The sequence below is a fragment of the Escherichia sp. WS1265 genome (genome assembly GCF_046487585.1).
Taxonomy (GTDB): domain Bacteria; phylum Pseudomonadota; class Gammaproteobacteria; order Enterobacterales; family Enterobacteriaceae; genus Escherichia; species Escherichia coli.
The window spans coordinates 1-2,233 of sequence record NZ_JBJQJE010000065.1 but is presented as its reverse complement, the minus strand read 5'-3'; the positions used below and the strand labels follow the sequence as shown (position 1 = coordinate 2,233).

Genomic DNA, 2,233 nt, shown 5'->3' with positions numbered 1-2,233 from the left:
CAGTGGCAGAATGGCTTCAGGTCCAGCTTCCCCCATCACACCCGCGCCTTTTGCAAAAGCAAAAAACGTCGGACGGTTAACCACCGTGCCACTGTAGCGACTCAAATCAGCAGACTGATAAATCCCCCCATTGGCATTCAGGGAAAGGCTGCTGAGATCAAATCCCAGTACACTGCCAATCCCTTTTATCGATTTCATCATGGTTGCCTGCGCCAGGATTTTCGCCATATCTGACAGCACAGAAGAGGTGAAGGATTTGAAATTGAGTTTGCCGGTAGTGACAAAAGTTGCCAGGCCATTTCCCATGTTGCTGAAGGCTGACGAGAACACCTGTTCTGCTGTTCCTGCCGTATTATCTGCATCCACGGTAAAATCCTGAAATGCACGCAGGACTCCGTTTTTCCAGTTACCCTGCACAACTTCAAGCTGTTGCCAGTAACGGCGATTCTCATTCAGTTGTCGGTTCAGGCTCTCCGTCAGCGCCTGCTCGGCCTTTCTGTAGTCATCCGTGTTATATGTCCCTTTCTGCTCACTATCCCGCCTCAACTGCTCCAGCTGTTGCAGGTATTTCTGGCGAAGACTCAGTTGTACCTGATATCGCTGTCGCTGCTGATCACCCATACCCACCGTGGCGATATCCAGGTCATGTTGCTGACGCTGAGCGCGCTCTTCTTCAGTCAGTTGACTGGTCAGCTGAATTGTTTTTTTCTTCAGCTCGTTGAGTGCCGTCTGTTTCTGAAGCTCCTGCTGTTTTACATCCAGCAGCGTCAGTGCCTGAATCAGTTCATCTTTACGGGCCAGCACACTCTTTTCATCTGCCGTCAGTTTTTTCCCGTCCAGGTCGCTGATGCGCTGCTGCAGAGCCAGAAGCTGTTTATGCGCTTCTGTCATCCTTTCCGTGGCAATGCCTGCTGACTGTCTGGCAGCAGCAATCTGTCCTTCCACCTGTGCCTGTTGCTGACTGTACTGCAGCAATAACCGGGTGGCCTCATCATTACGGGTTTCGCGTGTTTTTTTCTTACCGGATGCCAGGGCTTTCTCGTAACGTTCATTTTCACGTTGTATCGCCGCATCCCTGACAGCCTGATCGGCGTACTGCATGGCATTAATACGCGCAATTTCACGCTGATGTCGTGCTGCTTCCGTTTCATTCATCCGGTTCAGTGCAGCATTTTCAGCATTACGGCGTTTCTGTTGCTCCTGATAATTCCGCTCTGCCTGCTCTTTTGCATCCTGCAAATCCTTCTGGCGTTTTTTCTCCTGAAGCTCGTTAAGACGCTGCTGATCGTACTCAACCTGAGAAGATGATGCCGTCCAGGGGAGTCTTTTCGCCCACGACACTTTCTCCTGTAAAGCGGAAATCTGTTCATCCAGCGAGTCTTCACGACCAATATTCATGGCCGCATCCCAGAAACGACTCCATAAATCAGACAGATACTTCAGCGTACTGCCCAGCGCATTGAGGTTATTATCAATATCCGCAGTACGCCGACCGGTTTCCTCTGCCAGTGCAGACATGGCTATCCGTGCCGCATCACTGGACCGCCCCTGTTCCCCAAGGACGCGTATCTGCTCAAGCTGAGTGGCAGTAAGAAAATGCAGCTCATTGTCCAGAGCCTTCGCGGCATTTACAGGATCATCCTTCAGCCGCTTAAACTGACTTATGGTATCGCTGACCGACTGGCCAACCGATCGCTCCATCTGTGCGGCAGCTCTCGCCACCATACCGATATCGTTTCCACGAAATGCACCACTCCCCACCACCTGAGCCAGCGCACCGGCTACAGCATGTTGCGTGATACCATTCCCGGAAATAGCACGACTGAGCGTCCACAGCTGCCCGGCAGTGACTCCGGCATAATGCCCCGTCAGCGACAGCTGGCGGTTAAATTCTTCCCCCTCCTTCTGACCGTCATACCAGGCTTTACCCAGACCATAGACAGCCGCGGCAATACCGCCAATAACCCCGCCAAGCATCATGCCTTTCGGTGACATCAATGTGTCTATCCACCCGGCACGGTTAGCCAGCGTTATTCCGGATCCCCTCAGCGCACCTAAATTTCCGCGGGCCAGTTCACCTATCAGAACGCCTATCTCCTGACGGGCCGCTGCACTTTTCAGCCCCAGCGAATGCGTGGCTTTTCCTGCCTGCTCCATTTTGCGGATATACACTTCTGCAGCACTGCTTACCCCCAGCTGGGCAGCCTTAGCACGAAGCAACTCAGAAGAAGAA

Annotated in this window: 1 protein-coding gene; it reads right to left on the bottom strand. The window is 52.7% G+C overall.

Annotated elements, in window-relative coordinates; genetic code table 11:
* Nucleotides 1-2,233: phage tail tape measure protein (locus tag ACJHX3_RS24700; protein WP_410236240.1), on the bottom strand; the 2,233-nt coding region annotated here is incomplete at both ends.